We start from the raw sequence: 19,602 nt of genomic DNA on the forward strand, positions 1-19,602 counted from the left end.
GGTTAGGGTAGGGCAGTCTCATTGGGTTTGCCCAGATCGGCAGAGTATAGCTTGTGCAGGCGTAACCATAAACCTTCCAGTTGCTGGAAAAGTTCAGCGTTACTCATCGTCAGGACATCAGAGCGGCACATCAGTACCAAATCCACCGCCGGTAGGGTCGCTTGATGGTGACGGAAACTTTCCCGCACCAACCGCCGAATACGATTACGTTCGTGGGCACGCCGTAAAGCTTTTTTAGCAATCGCCATCCCCAAACGCGGAAAGCCGACCGTGTTGGCGGCGGCTCTAGCATTCAGACCATTGGCGTGCAGACGTTTACCTTGCTGAAAAACCCGCTGGAATTCAACCCCACGGGTCAGGCGAACACAGCGCGGGAAACTTTCAGCAATTGGTGAACCTGCATCCAAAATAATCTTAAGGAATCAGGCGTGCGCGGCCTTTGGCACGACGAGCACTCAGGATCTTACGACCATCTGCGGTAGCCATACGGGCGCGGAAACCGTGGGTACGGGCGCGGTGGATTTTGCTCGGTTGAAAGGTTCTTTTCATGACAAGTCACCAGTTAATACATGTAAGTTAAGTACTGACCGTTCCTCAAAAATTTTACAGGTTTACGGACAGCCAAAAAGGTGAGGCACATTAAGGGATTACCTCGGTTTTGTCAACACTGTAATCAAGCAATGCTTAGAGCTTGTGCTTGTGGATAACTCTGCAGCGCGTCTATAATTGCCTGTTCCAATACCACGCCTTCAAACCGTTTCAACCACTTTGGAACCGTCTTTCTATGCTCTGGCAACAATGTTTACAGCAACTCGAACAGGAAGTACCTGACAGCGAGATCAATACGTGGCTGCGAGCCTTGCACGCGGTTGAGAAGCGCCAAGCGCTTTACCTGCTAGCCCCCAATACCATCGTTTTACAACAAGTCCATGAGCAATATTTGCCACGCATCCTGTTCCATTCACGCATCATCACCGGCGACAATGAATTTGATGTGATGTTGCAAATTGGTTCATCAGCCCCGACGGCTCCACCCTCGCTGTTCCCTCCAGCGATGCAACAAGTCACGTACATAAAACCTGATTATGTAGCACCGCCTAGTCCGCCAGCAAACCATCAATGGGCATCACCACTGCCGTCTCAAGCCGCTAATGCCGTTTCAGCACCGGTCAGTGAACGTTTTACCAATGCACTCAATCCACGCATGACGTTTAACAACTTCGTCGAAGGTAAATCCAATCAATTAGCTTGTGCAACCTCACAACAAGTGGGAAATCAACCTGATACAAGCTATAACCCGCTATTCATTTACGGTGGCGTTGGTTTGGGTAAGACACACTTGATGCACGCTATCGGCAACCGTATTTTGGAATGTGAGCCGGGTGCTCGCGTTATCTATGTGTATGCAGAACGCTTTGTGAATGACATGATTTCCGCCATACGTAACTCACGCATGGATGAATTCAAGCAACACTACCGTAATTTAGATGCGTTATTAATTGATGATATTCAATTTTTTGCGGGTAAAGACCGTTCCATGGAAGAATTTTTCCATACCTTCAATGCACTGCTAGAAGGACACAAACGCATCATTTTAGCCAGTGATAAATACCCTCGTGACCTTGAAGGTATTGAAGACCGCCTCAAAACCCGCTTCAACTGGGGATTAACCGTACAAATCGAATCTCCAGATCTAGAAACGCGTGTCGCAATCCTACGAAAAAAAGCAGAGGACGCAGGATTACGTTTACCCAACGATGTCAGTTTTTTTATTGGTAAACGCTTCCATTCCAATATTCGTGATCTAGAAGGCGCATTACAGCGAGTCATCGCCAGTATGCGTTTGAAATGTGTTAGCAACATCACCATGGATTTCGTACAAAATGCTCTACGAGATCAACTGGCTAGCCAAGACAAAATGATTTCTATGAGCAACATCAAGAAGGTAGTCTCCCAATACTACAACCTACGGGTCACCGACATGGATTCCAAAAGTCGAGCGCGTTCACTCGCTCGACCACGCCAAATAGCGATGGCTCTCTCCAAAGAGCTAACCAACCATAGCTTACCCGAAGTAGGTGAAGAGTTTGGAGGCCGCGATCACACCACCGTACTACACGCCTGCCGAAAAGTCGTCGAGTTGCGAGAGTCTGATCCCAAGATAGAAGAAGAGTACCGCATCCTGTTTAGAACCCTAACCAGTTGAGCGAAAATACCACAATCATCCTGTGAATAAGCTGTGCATAAGTACCCGGATAACCCTGTGAATAAGCTGTGGATAACTTTATCCAAAAACTTATCCACAAGATATGCACAGGTTTTACATAGGGTTGTTAACAAGTTATCACCACTAAAAAACAGTCATTTTGTGATTTAAAATCAAGGGAATACGGAAGTTATCCACAGAAACCTCTTTCCCTTACTATTATGACTATTCTTTTAAATACTTTAAGATATATTAAGTAATGAGACTGATCCAAACACGCGAACACTTACTCGAATCCCTACAGGCAACACTGGGCGCTATCGAGAAACGACACACAGCACCTATTCTGGAAAATGTACTGCTACGCATTCAAGGTAATCAATCATTCTGGCGTGGTACGGATTTGGAATTGGAAATTGCCACCAACAACCCCATCATCGATGGTACAGACGGTGAAATAACCCTTCCAGCTCGCAAATTGGCTGATATTTGCAAATCCCTACCAGCAGAAAGTATTGTCAATATCGAGGTACAAAACGATAAACGTGCCCGTGTCACCTCAGGACGTAGTCGTTTTGAGTTAGCAACCCTTCCTGCTACAGAATTTCCAGAATTGGAAGACATTGGTGATGTACACACGTTGTCATTACCAGAAAACTTGTTAAAGCATTTACTGGAAAGCGTCGCTTATGCGATGGCTAATCAGGATGTACGCTATTACCTCAATGGCTTATTGCTCGAAGTAAATCCTGATGGCATTCGTACTGTAGCAACGGATGGGCATCGTTTATCCCTGTGTTTCCATACCATGGCTATGCCTGGCGTTGAACAGAGTCGACAATTGATCATTCCTCGCAAAGGTGTCTTAGAACTCTCTCGCTTGTTACGCAATGATTGCCAAGTACCCCTACAGCTACAAAGCAGCCAAAATCACTTACGCGTACAACTGGATAACTTACGCTTTACCACAAAACTCGTAGATGGTCGTTACCCTGATTATCGTGCGGCTGTACCCGGTGGTGGACAAATTCAAGTGGATCTTGATCGTAAAACCTTTAAAGATACCCTTAGCAGGGTCGCTATTCTCTCCAATGAGAAATTCCGGGGAGTGCGCCTCTCCTTAAGTGAAAATCGCTTAAAAATCGAAGCCAATAATCCTGAGCAAGAAGTTGCTACCGATGAATTGGATGTGCATTACACAGGTAAAGATTTCAGCATTGGTTTCAATGTTACCTATTTGCTGGATGCCGTGAACCACTTAAGTGGTGAAACCCTACGCCTACATTGCAACTCACCCGAAAGCAGTGTGTTACTCACAGACCCTGATGATGAGACAGTGCGTAATGTTATTATGCCCATCCGTTTATAAACTACGAGAGCCATTAGGGTGTGGATAAGTCGTCTTAACGTCCAACATTGTCGAGTTATCCACAGTGCAGAGTTGGCGTTAACCGAACACGTGAATGTTCTGTATGGGGATAACGCTTCTGGTAAGTCCAGTTTACTAGAGGCGCTCGCCGTATTATCACGCGGACGTTCGTTCCGCACGCCACGGATAGCCGAGGTGATTACTCGTGGAAAAAACGAACTAACGGTTGCTGCCAGTGTTGAACAGGGCGTTATCCTGCAAAGTTATCCACTGGGGATAACTAAAAGTGCTGAAAATACACGCATTCGTATCAACCACGCCGATGTACAACAGCAAGCAGAATTAAGCGCACACGTACCATTGACCCTGATTCATCCAGGTTCCGTTGAATTACTCACCGGTAGCCCAACGACACGCCGGGCATTTTTGGATTGGATAGCCTTTTATCGCTTTACTGAATTCAACATGGCGTGGCGTAACTACCAACGGGTCTTAAAGCAACGCAATGCTTGCCTACGCGACGCTAAACAACGTCAAGCCCTACCTCAGTGGACTCGGCAGTTGATCGCCTTACAGCCGATTCTGTGGCGTTACAGACAAGATGCTCTAACCGCGCTCAATGCCGCATTACAGGGTTGTGCAGAGTTACTCACAGCCCTTGTGCCGCAGCTTGTACTCAGCAGTGGTTTTCCCGCCGGGATTTATCCACAGGATGAGCAGCAGTTAGCTCAATTTTTCAGCGAAAAAACCGAACAAGAATTGAAGCAAGGTTTCACCCTGTACGGCGCACACCGTGCCGATCTACATATTCTGCTAGAAGGTATTCCCGCGTTACGGGTCGCTTCACGTGGACAACTCAAAATCCTCGCGGTTGGTTTATTATTGGCTCAAAGTCATGCCATTGCCGATGACACCACAAAACGCGGTATAATCGTGATTGACGATCTGGCCTCAGAATTGGATGAGCAAAACCAACAAGCGTTGTACAATACTTTGCAGACAGCACAGCAACAATTAATCATAACCAGTACCCATCACCAACCCATGAAGAACTGGGTGAATGCCGCTAAAGTGTTTCAGGTGAAACACGGGCAAGTGTTTGCAGAAAGCTAACCACCCCATGACAGCAACAATGGAAAAGACATGACTGAACCAACCATCCCACCAACCTACGATTCCTCGAATATTAAAGTACTCAAAGGCTTGGAAGCGGTACGCAAACGCCCCGGCATGTACATCGGCGACACCGATGACGGTACCGGTTTGCACCACATGGTATTCGAGGTTGTGGATAACTCCATCGACGAAGCGCTGGCTGGTTACTGCAAGGAAGTCAAAGTCGAATTGTTCAGTGATGGCTCGGTCAGGGTTTCGGATGACGGACGGGGCATTCCAGTCGACATGCATGAAGAGGAAGGCCGTTCCGCCGCCGAAGTCATCATGACGGTATTGCACGCAGGCGGTAAGTTTGACGATAATTCCTACAAAGTCTCCGGTGGTTTGCACGGTGTGGGCATTTCCGTGGTCAATGCGCTGTCTGCCAATCTGGAACTGACCATCCGCCGCAACGGCAAGTTGCACCAGCAAATGTATAAGCTCGGTGATCCGGTAGCGCCGTTGGCGATCATTGGTGATACCGAAGGCACGGGTACATCGGTACGGTTTTGGCCGAGTGCCGAGATTTTTGCGCTGACCGAATTCCATTACGACATCCTTGCTAAGCGTTTGCGCGAACTGTCGTTCCTCAATTCCGGGGTGCGCATTCATTTGCTCGACCGCAGAGGTGAAGGCCGTGAGGATATCTTTGAGTACGAAGGTGGCATTAAAGCTTTCGTTGCCCACCTTAATCGCAACAAATCACCGATTCATAACAACATCATTTACTTCACCACTGAACGCGACGACGTGGGCGTGGAAGTGGCGCTGCAATGGAATGATTCGTATCAGGAAAACATTTTCTGCTACACCAATAACATCCCACAGCGTGATGGCGGTTCGCATTTATCCGGTTTCCGCGCTGCCCTCACCCGCACCCTCAATAGCTACATTGAAAGTGCTGGATTAGCGAAAAAAGAAAAGATCAGCCCGACCGGTGATGATGCTCGTGAAGGTTTGACCGCCGTATTGTCGGTTAAGGTGCCTGACCCCAAGTTCTCCTCCCAGACCAAAGACAAGCTGGTGTCTTCAGAGGTCAAAGGCATTGTCGAAGCGGCCATGAACGAACGCCTCGGCGAGTTCCTGCTAGAAAGCCCCGGCGAAGCCAAGCTGATTGCAGGCAAGATGATCGAAGCCGCCCGCGCCCGTGAAGCAGCGCGTAAAGCCCGTGAAATGACGCGTCGTAAAGGGGCGCTGGATATTGCGGGCTTACCCGGCAAACTCGCGGACTGCCAGGAAAAAGACCCGGCACTGTCCGAACTGTTCCTAGTGGAAGGGGACTCAGCGGGCGGTTCCGCCAAGCAAGGCCGCGACCGTCGTACCCAAGCTATCCTGCCGCTTAAGGGTAAAATTCTCAACGTAGAACGGGCGCGTTTCGACAAGATGATCAGCTCACAAGAAGTGGGTACGCTGATTATTGCCTTGGGCTGCGGGATCGGGCGCGAAGAATACAATATCGACAAATTGCGTTATCACCGCATCATTATCATGACGGATGCGGACGTGGATGGTTCACACATCCGCACCTTGCTGCTGACGTTCTTCTATCGGCAATTGCCGGAACTGGTGGAGCGTGGTTACATTTATATTGCGCAACCGCCCTTGTACAAAGCCAAGCGCGGCAAGCAAGAGCAATACATCAAGGACGACAACGAGATGGAGCGTTACTTGCTGCAATTGGCGCTGGATGGTTCCAACTTGCATCTAAATGCGCATTCCCCCGCGATCAGTGGTGAAGCGCTTGAAACATTGATGCGTCAATACAATGCTGCTAAACAAGTGATTGCCCGCTTATCCCGTCGTTATGATCGTAATCTGTTGGAAGCTTTATTGTTTGAGAATCTGCCATCCTCAGAGGACATCAGCAGCGTTAGTGCGGAATCTTTTGCTGAGTGGGTAGGTAATGCAGTTGCTACCATGAATGCAGCCGACAATGGTGCTCGCACTTACACCTCGCACTTAAATAAAATTGACGACAGTGCTTGGGCACTGGAGGTGAATCGTCGTCAGCATGGCCTTGACCACCGCATTATGCTCGACCGCGATTTCTTCCTGATGCCGGAAACCAAGTTGCTGATCAAAACCAACCGCGAAATGGATGGTTTGTTGGGTGAAGGTGCGGTAGTCGTGCGCGGTGAACGCAAATACGAAGCCCAGCGTTTCGACGCAATAGTGGAATGGTTGATGAAGGAAGCCAATCGTGGTTTGCAGATCAGCCGCTACAAAGGTTTGGGTGAAATGAATCCTGAGCAATTATGGGATACCACGCTGAACCCCGAAACCCGGCGTTTAATGCAGGTGCGTGTTGAGGATGCGATTGCCGCCGATGAAGTGTTTACCATGCTGATGGGCGACGAGGTGGAACCACGCCGTGATTTCATCGAAAAAAATGCGTTGTCTGTTTCCAATCTGGATGTATGAGGTTTCACGTGAAACAAGAAAACCCCTTGCTGGATATCAGCAAACTGCCACTGTTCTCGCAAATCAAGCCGGAACATATCACCCCTGCATTAGATGTGGTGTTGCAGGATAACCGAGCGTGGCTGGCGAAAGCGCTAGATGGCGCGACAGGTTTCACGTGGAACACACTGGTTGCACCACTGAATGAAACCAGTAACCGTCTGGAGCGGATGTGGTCGCCTGTCAGCCATCTGAATGCTGTGGCAAACACCGATGAGTTGCGTAAGGAATACAATGCCAACCTGTCACGCTTGAGTGATTACCACACCGAGTTAGGGCAGAATGCAGGGTTGTATCAGGCGATCCAAACCATCCGCAGTGACGAAGCCGGGCTGGATGCTGCCCAACAAAAAAGTCTGGATGACAGCTTGCTGGGGTTTAAACTCTCCGGGGTGGCTTTGCCTGCTGAACAGAAAGAACGGTTCCGGGTGATTAGTCAGGAGCTGTCACAACTGACCTCACGCTTTTCGGATAATGTGCTGGATGCCACCAATGCGTGGACCAAGCAAATTCTGGATGTGAACGCGCTGGCAGGTTTGCCCGACTCCGCGCTGGAGATGGCTGCGCAAACTGCGAAACAGCGTGACATGGAAGGCTGGGTCATTACCCTGCAATTCCCGTCCTACTTCCCCATCATGACCTATGCCGATAATCGCGAGTTACGCGCCGAAGTTTACCGTGCGTACACGACCCGTGCCTCTGAACTGGGCACGAATGCGGATTGGGATAATACCCAGGTGATGCGCGACATTCTGCGTTTGCGTCAGGAAGAAGCTGCCCTGCTCGGCTATGCCAATTTCGCCGAATTGTCACTGGCCACCAAGATGGCGGAAAGTCCTCAGCAAGTGCTCGATTTCATTGATGACCTTGCCCGCAAAGCCAAGCCGTTTGCTGAAACCGAATTTGCCGAAGTGGAAGCCTTTGCCCGCGAACAACTAGGGCTGGCGGATGTGCAGGCGTGGGATGTGGGTTACGTCAGCGAGAAGATGAAACAGGCACGTTTCGATTTCAGCGAAGAAGACCTCAAGCCCTACTTCCCGGCTGACCGGGTGATCAGCGGTTTGTTTGCACTGGTGCAAAAACTCTTCGGAGTACGCATTGAGCAACAGACCGGGCACATTGATTTGTGGCATCGGGATGCACGTTTCTATCTGGTGTATGACCGTACCGATACAGTGCAAGCGTGTTTCTACCTTGACCTGTATGCACGTCAGCACAAACGCGGCGGGGCGTGGATGAGCGATTTCTGTGGGCGCTTCTTGCGGGCGGATGGCTTGCAGATTCCGGTAGCCTTCATGACTTGCAATAGCAGTGCCCCAGTGGGTGATAAGCCTGCGCTGTTTACCCATGACGAAGTGGTGACGCTGTTCCACGAATTCGGGCACGGCTTGCATCACATGTTGACTCAAGTAGATTACCCGGATGTTGCGGGGATCAACGGGGTGGAATGGGATGCGGTTGAGCTACCCAGCCAGTTCATGGAAAACTGGTGCTGGGAACGCAGCGTGCTGGACATGATTGCCGCCCATTGGCAAACCGGCGAAGCCTTGCCGGAAGCCTTGTTCCAAAAGATGCAGGCATCGCGGCACTTCCAAACGGCAATGGCAACCGTGCGCCAATTGGAGTTTTCACTGTTTGACATGCGCTTACACCTTGACCCGCAGGCAGCAGAACCCGGTCGGTTGGAAGTCATCCGTCAGGAAGTGCTGGAACAGGTGGCGGTCATCAAGCCCCCTGCTTTCAACCGGATGCCCAACAGCTTCAGCCACGTGTTTGCGGGTGGGTATGCCGCAGGCTACTACAGCTACAAATGGGCGGAAGTGCTGTCGGCTGATGCCTTTGCCCGCTTCGAGGAAGAAGGCTTGTTCGACGCTGGTGTCGGTGCAGCCTTCTTGCAGGAAGTGTTGCAGGTGGGTGGTTCACGTAAGGCGATGGAATCGTTCGTGGCCTTCCGGGGACGTAAGCCTGAAGTGGATGCTTTACTGCGCCATAGTGGGCTGACGGCATGAAAATCGCGACCTGGAATGTGAATTCGCTACGGGTGCGCCTGCCGCATGTACTGCAATGGTTGGCTGCCGCGCAACCTGATGTGTTGGCGATTCAGGAAACCAAAACGGTGGATGAGCAGTTCCCCGTGGCGGAACTGGAAGCGGCAGGTTACAGCGCAGTATTTGCCGGGCAGAAAACCTATAACGGTGTAGCCATCCTCAGCAAGTCACCTGCCACAGAAGTGGTGACTGATATTCCCGGTCTGGATGACCCGCAACGCCGCATTCTCGCCGCCACCCTTGACGGGGTGCGGGTGGTGAATTTGTACGTGGTGAACGGTGCTGAAGTCGGTTCCGACAAATACGCCTACAAGCTCGACTGGCTGGCGAAAGTCACCGCATGGTTGCAACAACAAGCGGCGGCTTACCCCAAGTTGGTGGTGTTGGGCGATTTCAATATTGCCCCGCAAGACCGCGACGTGCATGACCCGGCGGCGTGGGGTGAAGGTATTCTCTGCTCTCCCTCGGAGCGTGCCGCGTTACAGGCGATTCAGGCGCTGGGTTTGCAGGATACCTTTAGGTTGTTTGAGCAAGCGGAGAAAAGCTTTAGCTGGTGGGATTACCGTGCGGGTGGTTTCCGACGCAACCACGGCTTGCGGATCGACTTGATTCTCGCTAGCCAAGCATTGGTGGCTGTGTGCCAGTCGTGCGTGATTGAGCGTGAACCGCGTACCTGGGAGAAACCTTCCGACCATACGCCAGTAGTAGCGGTGTTTGCGGCGTGAAGGTTTACTTGCTGGTTGCGGTGTTGGTGTTTGGCCTGACAGTAGCGGGTAAGCTGCTGCTGGATGGGCGTTCACCTTCCACAGGCAATTTGCCAACCATCGAATTGGCCTTGCAATCGCCCTGTGATTTGCGTCAGGGGGCGTGTACGGCGGCTGATGCCAATGGGCGTAGCATTCGTTTCAGCATTAACCCCGCCAGCATTCCACTGATGGAAGAACTGAGGGTACAGGCAGAAACCACGGGGCTGCCCAAGGTGAGTAGCATCCGTCTGACGGTGGAGGGCGTGAATATGTTCATGGGCTACCAGTACGCTGATTTGCAAGCAGCATCAACGGGGCAGTTTAGTGGCAAGCTGATATTGCCAGTGTGTACCCTCGAAAAGATGCAATGGTTGGCAACGCTGGAGGCACTGACACCGGATGCCAAAGTGCAGGCGAAGATTCCTTTTGAAACATTCAGCAGCACACCCGTAAAACCTTTCAATCAACAGTTGCTCGAAAAATAATCCAACGCTTGTCCCTGCTCCGTCAGGCGTAAAAACCCTCTTGCCCATCTGCTGATCGTTGTCATTCAGCCCGTAATCGCTTTTCATGGTGAATCTGTCAGAACGCGGTATGGATTCAATGTTAACGAATAAAAATAATAAGCAAACAGCTTGGGTAACCATGGGTGCTGCGTGGTCACGCAACATGGTTGTGGGTGCATTATTGCTCTTGGGAAATGGCGCGGGTATCGCCGGGGAAAGTACACTACTTCCTCACAACTTGTCCTTGTCTGTCTCGCTACCAACGGCATTGGGTGTTAATGTCAGGGATATTAGCTGGCAAGTTCAGGCGCAAGGTGCAGAGGCTCGACATCTGACAGGTTTATCCCCGGTTGTCTCGCTGCCTGCTGGCAAGTATGAAGTCAGTTTGGTGATCGGTGCTTATGAGGAACACAAGGTTGTCGACGTTGCTGATGCTAACATAACCGTTGTGCCGTTTACCCCCAATATCGGGCGTTTGCGTGTCAATAGTGATGCTAAGGATACTGACTGGAGTCTCTCGGCAGTGTCAGCAGATACTAAGGTTACCAAAATGTTGATACAGCGTGAGGATAGCCAGCAGATGGATTCCATTGTGCCAGTTGGTGACTATGAGGTGCTGGCAAGCCGTGGCGATGGTATCAGCCACACACAACGGCTGAGCATTACTTCCGGTGATGTTAACCGGGCGAGTATTCAAATGCCGGGTGGCAAGGTCAGCCTGATTGCTACCCTGAATAATGGTCCTGCTCTGCGTCCTATGAACTGGACGGTTTATCGACTGGATGGTGGCAGACAAGCCATCGCAGCACCTAAACGCCATTCAGCAAACTTACTGGTATCACCGGGTCACTATGAAGCCGTGGCGATGCTGGATGGGCAAGAACGTCACCGGGCTTTTACTGTGTTGACGGATACCAGCAACCGTATTGTGGTCGCAATGGATTAAGACAATGACACATCCCCGTATCGGTATCGCCCTCGGCAGTGGTTCTTCGCGTGGCTGGGCACACATTGGCGTGCTGCGAGCGCTGGCAGAACGCGGTATTCACCCTGACATCATTTGTGGATGTTCGGTGGGGTCGATTGTGGGAGCAGCTTATGCAGCGGGGAATCTGGATAAGTTGGAAAGCTGGGTACTTTCGCTGAACCGTATGGAATTGGTGCGTTTTTTCGAGCTGAACCCTTCCTTGAACGGCTTTGTCAAACGCGACAAGTTACAGCAGTTTTTCCACACGCACGTTTGTGATGCAAGCACCCAGATCAGCGAGTTGTCACGTAAGTTTGCCAGTGTTGCCACTGACTTGGAAAACGGACGCGAGATCTGGTTTAACGAGGGCGCGGTGCTGGATGCTGTAGCGGCTTCCATTTCTCTACCCGGTTTGTTCACCCCTTACCAGCATGGCAAGCGCTGGTTAGTCGATGGGGGGCTGGTGAATCCCGTGCCGGTTTCGCTGTGTCGCGCCTTGGGGGCTGACATCATTATTGCGGTGAACCTCAACGGTAATGTAGCCCGCCGTTATGCTCACCATACCCAACACTCCAAGGTAGAACCCAAAGCTAGCAAGAACGGTAATGGCTCGAAAACAGATACTCTAGTGGAGTCGCTGACCGCTTCCTTACGCGAGTATTCGTCGACACTGTTACCGGATAGCAATAAGGACAAGGACAGTGCCCCGGGTTTGTTGGATGCGCTGGCCGCTTCGATCAATATCATGCAGGATAAAATTACTCGCAGCCGCATGGCAGGCGACCCGCCAGAAATCTTATTGACCCCACGCCTAGAAAATATTGGTTTACTGGAGTTTCACCGGGCTGCTGAAGCTATTGCTGAAGGCCGTGAAACCGTGGAGCGCATGCAGACCGAGATTAATTCTCTATTAAATCTTTGATGGCTGTATAATTCCAGTAAATAGACTTGTCTCAAGACAAGCATGTGGACGTTCACTCACAACCGTTCAACCATATAACGACAATGATTAATTAGGAATTAAGTATATCCATGCAAGCCATTTTTTCACAACTCGGACTAAGTCAGCCTCAAAATCGCTTTATAATGAAGTTTTTATTTGTGGGCTTAGCGCTCTTGGGAATTGGTGCTGCGTTGTTGCCAAGTGTTGGGAGCAGCAGCTTTCCTCATGCTGACAAGTTGATGCATGCAGGGGCATTATTTGGGTTTGCGGTGTTACTGGATTGGGCAACACCGCGCAGCTTTTGGGGTTGGAAAGTACCCGTACTATTAGGGTACGGTGCTTTTATTGAGTTGCTGCAAGCTTTGACAACTTGGCGCTCCGCATCGCTGGCAGACTTTGCGGCAGATGCTGCGGGTGTTCTGCTGTACTGGTTGCTGTGGCGCGTGGTATTGCAGCGTTTCGTGATGCAGCAGGAGCATTAATCCTGTCGCTGTTGGGCATCATCTTCTTCATAGATGGTGACAACGGCATCCTTGATCTGGTAGCCCGCTTCCGCAAGGTCAGTGTGAACTTGCTCGGTGACAATGGTGCCAGATACCCATACGGGTTCATACATGCGTTCCATACCGATACTTTTTCCTTCTGCCGGTTTGACCAAAAGGGTTTGATTGAGTGGCGGGGGCGGTACGTGGATACAGGCTCCGAAATACGGTACTAACAAGAATTCTTTCACAACGCCTTTGGTTTCATCGACTTCCAGTGGCGAGATAAAACCGGGAATTTTAATCTTTTTACCATTGAGTGCTGCGTTGACTGGAGCGGCATTCAATTCGGCTTGCATCTTTTCTGTAACAGCATCTTCAGCAGGATCACCTTCAGGGATGGAATCAATTTGCGGCTGGTATTTTTTCATGATGTCAGCCAAACCTTGCCCCGGTAATTCGAGGTTTTCCCATTCGATTTCGGTGTATTCACCATCCTGTTTGGGTTGGTCAGTGGTTTTTGGGGTAATCGTTTGAATGGGTGTGCCAATAGCAGGCGCATCTACCGGCAATTCGGCTTGAGCCTCTATCAAGTCATCAGCTTGTGTGTCAGGTTGTTTTTCAGTGGTGCTGTCAGACGTCGGTGGTGTAGTTATTTGACCACTCTCGGCGGCTTTGTCAGGGGCTTTATCAGCCGGTCTTTCTTCACCACAAGCTACTAATAACAGGCTGGCAAGTAATACAGGTAAAATCCTTGTGTTCATCTCAAACCCTTACGGTCAAACCATCTTGGAGGGAGCGGCGATACGCAATAGCCCCCGGAATCAGGCTGAACAGTAGCGCAAGCACCGCCACTACTGCAAGCATCAGCCCATCATTGAGGTCGGGAATCCAAGTGCGCAGGTAAAAGCCGTATTCCGCCACCACCCACGGGCGGGCAGCAAACAGCCCGACGTACACCAGCCCTGCCCCCAGCAAGCAACCCAGCACCGCCAATACCCCGCCTTCCAGCACAAACAGCAGGAAAACATGGTACGGGTGTGCGCCGACGGCTCGCAGAATCGCCATTTCACGGCGTCGCTCATTCAGGGTCGACAGCAGCGTGGTTAGCATACCCAGCAAGCCTGCGACGACCACAAAGCCGGTGATAATGCGCAGCACGGTTTCAAACATGCCAAGCGCCTGCCACAGTTCCGCCAAGGCCACACCGGGGACGGTCGCCAGCAAGGGTTCGCGTTTGTAATCATTGATCTCACGTTGCACCCGGAAAGCCGCTGCCCGATTTTTTAGCCCGACCATGAAGGCGGTGATGAGCTTGGGTTGCAGGTTCTTGTGCAAGGCTTCGTCGGCACTGATCTGGTAGCCGGGGACCTTGGTGCCGTTCACCCAGTCGACGTGGATGGCTTCGATACCTTCGAGCGTCACATGCACGGTGCGGTCGATGGGCGTGCCGGTCGGTTTGAGGATGCCGACCACGTGGAATGGCTTGTCGTCGTGCAGGGTAAAGCGGGTGGCAGCCGCGCCATGTGCCACCACGATTTTGTCATTGAGTTTGTAACCCAGTTTGCTGGCAACTTCTGCACCCAAGACCGTATCAAATACGCCCTCGAACGGTTTACCCGCTGCGAATGCCAGCAAGTGCTTGTCGCCGTAGCGGTAATGGCGGAAATAATCCTGATTCGTGCCGAGCACCCGATAGCCCTTGTGCGAATCGCCGAGGCTGATGGGAATCGTCCAGTCCACCAGCGGCTGGCTGGCGATGTCCTGATACGACTGCCAACTGATATTGTTGGTGGCGTTGCCAATGCGGAACACGCTGTAGAGCAGCAATTGCACCGGACCACTGCGTGCGCCCACCACTAAATCTGTGCCGGAGATGGTGCTTAAAAAACTGCTTTTAGCTTCCTTGCGGATGTATTCCACGCCCAATAGCAGTGAGACGCTGATGGCGATGGAAAACAGCGTGAGCAGCAAGCTGGCGCGGCGATTCCACAGGCTGCGTAGGGTGAGGTTGAGGAGGATCATGATTCGCGCCGTTTCTCACGTAACATAAAGCCATATAACCCTTCGACTTTTTCCCGCGCCCACGGGGTTTTGCGCAAGAATTTCAGGCTGGAGGCGATGCTGGGGTCACTGGCAAAACAGCGTACCGGGATGCGCTCCGCCAAACCTTCCCAGCCAAAATACTCCACCAGTTCGGTGAGGATAGCTTGCAAGGTTAGGCCGTGCAGTGGGTTTCTGGGCTGCTTTTGAGCGGTTGCGAGGTGTAGGGGCTGTGGAGGTGTTTTGTCAGTGGGTGATGTCATGGGTTTTTACTCTGGTGCCGGTGATTAGGGGGAAGTATACAAGGCAACGGTTTGGGGTGGCGGTCGATTCACTTCCGCCAAGTCCACCACTCGTGGAAAGTGGCTGGCAATGTGCGGGTCGTGGCTCACGAACACAATCGTACTGCCCTGCGCGGCTGCTTCCTTGAATAACAGGTCGAGGAAGCCGTCACGGGTATCGGTATCCAGCGCCGACGTCGGTTCATCCGCAATGAGCAATTCAGGGCTGCCGATCAGGGCACGAGCGACGGCGACGCGCTGTTGTTGCCCCACGCTCAAATCGGTGACGGGGCGTTCCCACAGTTTGCTATCTAAACCTAAATGTTCCAACAGGCGGTTGGTGGTGGCTTGCATATCCCCTGCCTGTTGCTTGCGTCGCGTGGAAAAATGGCAAGGTAACTGCACATTTTCACGCACCGATAAATACGGTAACAGGTTGAACTGTTGGAAGATCACGCCCATGTGATCCGCCCGGAAACGGTCACGGGCGGAATGGTTCATGCTGTGCAAAGCGTGTCCCAGAATATTCAAGCTGCCGCTGGCAGGGTGCAGGATTCCCGCCAGCAAGTTGAGAAAAGTGGTTTTGCCGCTGCCGCTTGCGCCGCGAATGAACAGGTGTTCACCCGCTGCGACGTGCAGTTCGGCAATCGCCAGCGTGTCGTGGGTTTGCCCTTTCCAGCGGTAATGCAGGTTGTGGAGTTCGATGACGTTAGGCACTGTTTTTTCCTAGTTCTGCTTCAATATCCTCGATACTGGGCAAAGAAGATTGTAAGTCGGCGGGCAAGTGTTTGGTGATGGTGTATTCACTCACCCCGATGGGTTTATGAACATCTCGCAGCGCGTATTCCACCACCGTATCGTTTTTGGATTTGCAGATTAGGATGCCAATAGTAGGGTTATCCTCAGCCGTTTTTAGCAAGCTATCCACGGCTGAAATGTAGAAATTCAGTTTTCCGACAAATTCGGGTTTGAACTTGACGGTTTTGAGTTCTATCACCACGTAGCAATGCAGCCGCACGTGGTAAAACAATAAGTCCATGAAGAACTCATCCCCCGCTACTTCCAGTCGGTATTGCCGCCCCATGTAGGAAAAACCTGCGCCCAATTCCAGCAAAAAACGGGTGATGTGTTCAATCAGCGCATTTTCAAGTTCGCGTTCATCGTGTTTTTCACGCAGCATCAGAAAATCGAAACAGTAAGGGTCTTTCAGGGTTTGGTGGGCAAGGTCGGAATGTGGCGCGGGTAAGGTTGCTTGAAAATTGTTGATGGCTTTGCCATTGCGTTGGTAGAAGCCAGATTCGATTTGATGGATGAGGACAGCGCGTGACCAATGATTTTCGATGGTTTTCTGGACGTAAAACAAGGCTTCGTCAAGATGCTTGATTTTGCTGATGATGACTAAGTTGTGTCCCCACGGTAATTGCGAAACAAGCTGTTGCGTAATTGCGGGGGTGCTTGACCAGAAACGATACCATTGACGCATCAGCTCCAAGTTACGCTTGGAAAATCCTCGCATACCGGGAAATTCTGCCTGCAAGTCGCGGCTCATCTGCTGCAAAAAGCCATCACCCCATGATGCAGCCTGTTGTTTGGCAACAATCTGTTCCGCCAAGTCCCAATACAAGTGCAATAGTTCTTGGTTGACGGCTAGCGCCGCCTTGATTTGGGCAGTTTGGATACGCTGCTTGATGTTTTGTAAGAACACCTTGTAATCATTGCTTGTGCTGAGGTTTTGGCTCATGGGGTATACCTTGCGATCAGTTTAGTTTGATGGTGTCATCTTTTTCCAATGCCACTGCTGACGCGCTTTTATCTGTTACCCACTCAACCTTGAGGTGCTCAAAACCGTCAGGGAAGGCGGCGAACAGTTTGGTGGTAACTTCCGTCAGCGCTGCCGGGGCGGTGCAGGTGAACGCCCATGCCACATCCATATCGCTGTGATCGTCATGTTTTTCGGTGTTTGTGTTACCCAACAGGGCGGAAACCACTTCGGCACTGTTGAGGGTACAGCCTGCTTCGGTATTAAAGGCGAACAGGTCAGCGCCCGCTTCCAGCTTTTTCTGCGCATCTGCCAGCATTTGCTTGTCTTCATCGGTGGTGGCCGCGTGTTCAAAACCCACGATATTGGCGGCGGGGGATTCGAGCATGATGTCGACCCCCGCTTCCCCGACGGCCAGCGACAAGGTAGCCGCGCCATGTTCGTGTACGCCGTGCTCTTCATGTTCTTTGTGCATGGCGTGTTCGTCGGCGTGGAGTGGGCTGCTGGATAGTGCTAACAGCAGGCTGAGGGTACTGATGAGGGTGCTAGGGAATTTCATGGTGTTCTCCAGTTTATTCAAGGCTTGCTAACGGTTTGGGTAAACGATGCCAGCAAATTGCTTACAAAGTCTTCGTCAAGATCAGAGGTGATAAACACAAAGCGGCTACGCTGATCGTCGTCAGGCCATGCGGGTAATTCCACCGAGGGGTAAAACAAGTGTTGTACGGCGTGGAGTACGATGGGGCGACCGGGGTATTCCTGCACATTGACGATGGCTTTCATGCGTAACAGGCGGGCGCTGCAAAATTCCACCAGCGTATCGAGGGCTTCGGAAACGCCTGCCCACGGCAAGGCTTCGTCAAACGTCAGGGAAAAGCTGCGGATGCGCTGATCCGTGCCGCCGTGTGTGGGTACGCTAGGGTTGAGGATGCTGGGCTGTTTCAGCGGCAAATTCGCACTAACCAGCCGGAAATGCTCGGCTGCCAGCCATTGCTTGGCTTTTGCCGGTTCGGATTGGTGGTAAGCCCGCAGTTTGAAAAGACTGTCCGGGTCAACGTTGCCGTGCTGGACATGGCTAATGGTAGCGGCAGGGTTGAGCTGGGCAAGGCGGCTTTCGAGTTGCTGGATGCTGGCCACATCGGCCAGGTCTGTTTTGGTCAGCAGCAAACGGTCTGCACCCGCGACTTGGCGCAGCGCTTCAAAATGCTGGTCGAGCTGTTGGTTGCCGAACACCGCATCCACCGTGGTGACGACGCCATCCAGATAATGGCGTTTGGCTACCCAGTCGGAACGTAGCAAGGTTTCCATGATCGGGGTGGGGTCGGCAATGCCGGTAGTTTCGATAATGATGCGTTCATAGGCGGGGATTTTGCCGTCGCGCCGCCCCATCCACAGGTTTTTCAGGGTGGGAACCAGTGAACCTTGAATTTCGCAGCACACGCAACCACCAGAAAGCAGCGCCATTGTGCCTTGAATATTATCAACCAGTTGGTGATCGAGGCCGATGCTGCCGAATTCATTCATGATCACCGCCGTCAGTGGCGGTGCACGTAACAGGCTATTGAGCACGGTGGTTTTACCGCTGCCAAGGAAGCCAGTCAGCAGGGTGATGGGGATGCGAGCGTCCACCGTGTCAGTCATGAAGGATCCTGTTTGGGTTATTTTGCAACATAGTTGCAGAGAATTTTAGTGCGGATGCGGGGCGCTGGCAAGTTACCATCTTGTTAGGTTTACGGCTGACAGGCGGGGCAAGTGCCTTGCAGGTTCACTTCTACTTGCTCAAGCTGGTAGCCCGGCGGTAAGGAAAGCATGAAAGCGGGTTGCAAATTTTCCAGACAAAACACTTGCTGGCAATGGTTGCAGTGGAAGTGCGCGTGCTGGTGCGCTGTGCCGGTTTGCGCGTTGTAACGCCAAGTGCGGTCTGCGCCGCTGATCTTGTGCGCCATGCCCTGTTCTACCAGCCAGTCGAGGGCGCGGTACAGGGTTACGCGGTCGAAAGACAAGCCCTGTTGGGTGGCGAGTTGTTCGATTTCCTGATGGCTCAGGGCGGCTTTGGCTTCCAGCAAAATACCCAGCACGCCAATGCGGGCAGGCGTAATTCTACCACTGGATTGCTGGAGCAATTCGCGGGCGGCCTGTTCGTCGTGGGGTGTATTCATGGGGCTGCTCGTGTTTTGGATCAATAGCTTGCAACTTTATGGCATTATGTTGGTGAATGCACGCGCGATTGCTGTTCGGAAAGGCGTGCATATACCTTGTTTAAGTGATTACCGTATGGCTAAGTATCCGCCACAATAGCCTACGCCTCTTCATTCATGATGTACTGTTGATGAAAAACAAGATTGAGGGTAAATCATGATGGACGACTTAATTGGCTCTGCTTTGCGCACGATTGCTGGGTTATTTCAGGTGCAATGGCTTACCACCAAAACGAAGAGCGAAGGCACGAATAAAATTTTGCGCTATCTGCTTGTGGTGATAGTCGTCATTCTTGCTATCGTTGCGCTGGTGGCTGTGATGGCTAATAAGTAATCAAGGATGTGCCGGATCCGGGCTAAAGATCCGGCACGTTGCAAGTGAGACATTATGGGGGCTGATCATCTCACCCGTCCTTGAACAACCACGTTAAGAGGAAGA

21 protein-coding genes are annotated in these 19,602 nt (G+C 51.6%); 11 read left to right on the plus strand and 10 right to left on the minus strand.

Annotation, left to right across the window (positions count from 1 at the left end; genetic code table 11):
- Positions 1-2: 2 nt before the first annotated feature.
- On the minus strand, positions 3-407 hold the full coding sequence (rnpA, locus tag Q394_RS0105970) for a ribonuclease P protein component (protein ID WP_228291405.1): 405 nt from the start codon (positions 405-407) through the stop codon (positions 3-5).
- A 7-nt stretch (positions 408-414) separates the two neighbouring features.
- A complete protein-coding gene (gene rpmH, locus Q394_RS0105975) occupies positions 415-549 on the minus strand; it encodes a 50S ribosomal protein L34 (RefSeq protein ID WP_028488473.1) in 135 nt (44 codons plus the stop codon).
- 235 nt (positions 550-784) lie between these two features.
- On the opposite strand from rpmH, the gene dnaA reads away from it, so the two are divergent.
- The 10 genes from dnaA (at position 785) to Q394_RS0106025 (ending at position 12,882) form a co-directional block, all read left to right on the plus strand.
- Positions 785-2,206, plus strand: a complete 1,422-nt coding sequence (dnaA, locus tag Q394_RS0105980) for a chromosomal replication initiator protein DnaA (protein WP_028488474.1) — start codon at positions 785-787, stop codon at positions 2,204-2,206.
- Positions 2,207-2,465: 259 nt separating this feature from the next.
- On the plus strand, positions 2,466-3,575 hold the full coding sequence (gene dnaN / locus Q394_RS0105985; RefSeq protein WP_028488475.1) for a DNA polymerase III subunit beta: 1,110 nt from the start codon (positions 2,466-2,468) through the stop codon (positions 3,573-3,575).
- A gap of 18 nt (positions 3,576-3,593) precedes the next feature.
- On the plus strand, positions 3,594-4,688 hold the full coding sequence (recF, locus tag Q394_RS0105990; protein ID WP_028488476.1) for a DNA replication/repair protein RecF: 1,095 nt from the start codon (positions 3,594-3,596) through the stop codon (positions 4,686-4,688).
- Positions 4,689-4,718: 30 nt separating this feature from the next.
- Positions 4,719-7,151: a DNA topoisomerase (ATP-hydrolyzing) subunit B gene (gene gyrB, locus Q394_RS0105995; RefSeq protein WP_028488477.1), complete on the plus strand. Its 2,433-nt coding sequence runs from the start codon at positions 4,719-4,721 to the stop codon at positions 7,149-7,151.
- Positions 7,148-9,199 (plus strand): M3 family metallopeptidase, encoded by a 2,052-nt coding sequence (locus Q394_RS0106000; RefSeq protein ID WP_038140694.1) that lies wholly within the window; start codon positions 7,148-7,150, stop codon positions 9,197-9,199. The genes gyrB and Q394_RS0106000 overlap by 4 nt, the downstream gene beginning before the upstream one ends.
- Positions 9,196-9,963, plus strand: a complete 768-nt coding sequence (gene xth / locus Q394_RS0106005) for an exodeoxyribonuclease III (protein WP_028488479.1) — start codon at positions 9,196-9,198, stop codon at positions 9,961-9,963. Before Q394_RS0106000 ends, xth begins: the two co-directional genes overlap by 4 nt.
- Positions 9,960-10,469 (plus strand): hypothetical protein, encoded by a 510-nt coding sequence (locus Q394_RS19300; protein ID WP_051542907.1) that lies wholly within the window; start codon positions 9,960-9,962, stop codon positions 10,467-10,469. Before xth ends, Q394_RS19300 begins: the two co-directional genes overlap by 4 nt.
- Positions 10,470-10,587: 118 nt before the next feature.
- Positions 10,588-11,436 carry a hypothetical protein gene (locus Q394_RS0106015; RefSeq protein WP_028488480.1) on the plus strand — a complete coding sequence of 283 codons (849 nt, stop codon included), beginning with the start codon at positions 10,588-10,590 and terminating at the stop codon, positions 11,434-11,436.
- Between the two features lie 4 nt (positions 11,437-11,440).
- Entirely contained in the window at positions 11,441-12,379 is a 939-nt protein-coding gene (gene rssA / locus Q394_RS0106020; protein WP_028488481.1) for a patatin-like phospholipase RssA, read from the plus strand.
- A gap of 164 nt (positions 12,380-12,543) precedes the next feature.
- Positions 12,544-12,882: a VanZ family protein gene (locus tag Q394_RS0106025; protein WP_038140717.1), complete on the plus strand. Its 339-nt coding sequence runs from the start codon at positions 12,544-12,546 to the stop codon at positions 12,880-12,882.
- Here the strand turns inward: Q394_RS0106025 and Q394_RS21335 are convergent.
- The 8 genes from Q394_RS21335 to Q394_RS0106065 all read right to left on the minus strand — a co-directional run bounded on the left by Q394_RS21335 (position 12,879) and on the right by Q394_RS0106065 (position 19,124).
- Positions 12,879-13,646, minus strand: a complete 768-nt coding sequence (locus Q394_RS21335) for a DUF3299 domain-containing protein (protein ID WP_051542913.1) — start codon at positions 13,644-13,646, stop codon at positions 12,879-12,881. The two genes, Q394_RS0106025 and Q394_RS21335, sit on opposite strands and share 4 nt — an antisense overlap.
- A 1-nt stretch (position 13,647) precedes the next feature.
- Positions 13,648-14,907: an ABC transporter permease gene (locus tag Q394_RS0106035; RefSeq protein WP_028488483.1), complete on the minus strand. Its 1,260-nt coding sequence runs from the start codon at positions 14,905-14,907 to the stop codon at positions 13,648-13,650.
- Complete coding sequence (locus Q394_RS0106040) at positions 14,904-15,188, minus strand: VF530 family protein (protein WP_028488484.1); 285 nt, start codon at positions 15,186-15,188, stop codon at positions 14,904-14,906. The genes Q394_RS0106035 and Q394_RS0106040 overlap by 4 nt, the downstream gene beginning before the upstream one ends.
- A 24-nt stretch (positions 15,189-15,212) precedes the next feature.
- A complete protein-coding gene (locus Q394_RS19310; protein ID WP_051542916.1) occupies positions 15,213-15,923 on the minus strand; it encodes an ABC transporter ATP-binding protein in 711 nt (236 codons plus the stop codon).
- Positions 15,916-16,947, minus strand: coding sequence for a PDDEXK nuclease domain-containing protein (locus tag Q394_RS0106050; RefSeq protein ID WP_028488485.1), 1,032 nt, complete (start codon positions 16,945-16,947; stop codon positions 15,916-15,918). Before Q394_RS0106050 ends, Q394_RS19310 begins: the two co-directional genes overlap by 8 nt.
- Before the next feature lie 16 nt (positions 16,948-16,963).
- Complete coding sequence (locus tag Q394_RS19315; RefSeq protein ID WP_051542917.1) at positions 16,964-17,524, minus strand: ZrgA family zinc uptake protein; 561 nt, start codon at positions 17,522-17,524, stop codon at positions 16,964-16,966.
- 17 nt (positions 17,525-17,541) lie between these two features.
- On the minus strand, positions 17,542-18,606 hold the full coding sequence (locus tag Q394_RS0106060) for a CobW family GTP-binding protein (protein WP_028488486.1): 1,065 nt from the start codon (positions 18,604-18,606) through the stop codon (positions 17,542-17,544).
- A gap of 89 nt (positions 18,607-18,695) precedes the next feature.
- The gene (locus Q394_RS0106065) at positions 18,696-19,124 is read right to left on the minus strand and encodes a Fur family transcriptional regulator (protein WP_028488487.1); all 429 of its coding nucleotides are present in this window, start codon (positions 19,122-19,124) and stop codon (positions 18,696-18,698) included.
- 196 nt (positions 19,125-19,320) lie between these two features.
- Between Q394_RS0106065 and Q394_RS22310 the strand changes: the two genes are divergently transcribed.
- Positions 19,321-19,497, plus strand: a complete 177-nt coding sequence (locus Q394_RS22310; protein ID WP_156946750.1) for a hypothetical protein — start codon at positions 19,321-19,323, stop codon at positions 19,495-19,497.
- The last annotated feature ends 105 nt before the right edge of the window (positions 19,498-19,602 follow it).

Source organism: Thiothrix lacustris DSM 21227 (genome assembly GCF_000621325.1).
In the GTDB taxonomy this organism is placed as follows: domain Bacteria; phylum Pseudomonadota; class Gammaproteobacteria; order Thiotrichales; family Thiotrichaceae; genus Thiothrix; species Thiothrix lacustris.

Excerpts from the sequence above, each read along its gene's own strand:
- rpmH (WP_028488473.1), bottom strand. The coding sequence starts at position 549 with ATGAAAAGAACCTTTCAACCGAGCAAAATCCACCGCGCCCGTACCCAC.
- dnaA (WP_028488474.1), top strand. The coding sequence starts at position 785 with ATGCTCTGGCAACAATGTTTACAGCAACTCGAACAGGAAGTACCTGAC.
- dnaN (WP_028488475.1), top strand. The coding sequence starts at position 2,466 with ATGAGACTGATCCAAACACGCGAACACTTACTCGAATCCCTACAGGCA.
- gyrB (WP_028488477.1), top strand. The coding sequence starts at position 4,719 with ATGACTGAACCAACCATCCCACCAACCTACGATTCCTCGAATATTAAA.
- Q394_RS0106000 (WP_038140694.1), top strand. The coding sequence starts at position 7,148 with ATGAGGTTTCACGTGAAACAAGAAAACCCCTTGCTGGATATCAGCAAA.
- xth (WP_028488479.1), top strand. The coding sequence starts at position 9,196 with ATGAAAATCGCGACCTGGAATGTGAATTCGCTACGGGTGCGCCTGCCG.
- Q394_RS0106015 (WP_028488480.1), top strand. The coding sequence starts at position 10,588 with ATGTTAACGAATAAAAATAATAAGCAAACAGCTTGGGTAACCATGGGT.
- rssA (WP_028488481.1), top strand. The coding sequence starts at position 11,441 with ATGACACATCCCCGTATCGGTATCGCCCTCGGCAGTGGTTCTTCGCGT.
- Q394_RS0106025 (WP_038140717.1), top strand. The coding sequence starts at position 12,544 with ATGAAGTTTTTATTTGTGGGCTTAGCGCTCTTGGGAATTGGTGCTGCG.
- Q394_RS21335 (WP_051542913.1), bottom strand. The coding sequence starts at position 13,646 with ATGAACACAAGGATTTTACCTGTATTACTTGCCAGCCTGTTATTAGTA.
- Q394_RS0106035 (WP_028488483.1), bottom strand. The coding sequence starts at position 14,907 with ATGATCCTCCTCAACCTCACCCTACGCAGCCTGTGGAATCGCCGCGCC.
- Q394_RS0106040 (WP_028488484.1), bottom strand. The coding sequence starts at position 15,188 with ATGACATCACCCACTGACAAAACACCTCCACAGCCCCTACACCTCGCA.
- Q394_RS0106050 (WP_028488485.1), bottom strand. The coding sequence starts at position 16,947 with ATGAGCCAAAACCTCAGCACAAGCAATGATTACAAGGTGTTCTTACAA.
- Q394_RS19315 (WP_051542917.1), bottom strand. The coding sequence starts at position 17,524 with ATGAAATTCCCTAGCACCCTCATCAGTACCCTCAGCCTGCTGTTAGCA.
- Q394_RS0106060 (WP_028488486.1), bottom strand. The coding sequence starts at position 18,606 with ATGACTGACACGGTGGACGCTCGCATCCCCATCACCCTGCTGACTGGC.
- Q394_RS0106065 (WP_028488487.1), bottom strand. The coding sequence starts at position 19,124 with ATGAATACACCCCACGACGAACAGGCCGCCCGCGAATTGCTCCAGCAA.
- Q394_RS22310 (WP_156946750.1), top strand. The coding sequence starts at position 19,321 with ATGATGGACGACTTAATTGGCTCTGCTTTGCGCACGATTGCTGGGTTA.